1 protein-coding gene is annotated in these 259 nt (G+C 45.6%); it reads right to left on the bottom strand.

Features of this window, described 5'->3' with window-relative positions; all coding sequences use genetic code 11:
- Nucleotides 1–259: EF-Tu/IF-2/RF-3 family GTPase (locus ACFI4Z_RS19130; RefSeq protein ID WP_462671899.1), on the bottom strand; the 259-nt coding region annotated here is incomplete at both ends.

Genomic DNA, 259 nt, shown 5'->3' with positions numbered 1-259 from the left:
TGTGTGTGGCTTGATTGAACCAGGCTTAGCTAGTACTTGACCACGTTCAACGTCTTCACGCTTAGTACCACGTAGAAGTGCACCAATGTTCTCACCAGCACGACCTTCGTCAAGAAGCTTACGGAACATCTCAACACCAGTACAAGTAGACTTAGTCGTCTCTTTGATACCAACGATTTCAACTTCGTCATTCACGTTGATGATACCAGCTTCAACACGACCAGTTACAACAGTACCACGGCCTTGGATTGAGAAAACA

The sequence above is a fragment of the Pseudoalteromonas sp. RWi3 genome, from assembly GCF_054960735.1.
The sequence above is the reverse complement of the archived record's forward strand: the minus strand, read 5'-3'. Positions and strand labels throughout refer to the sequence as shown.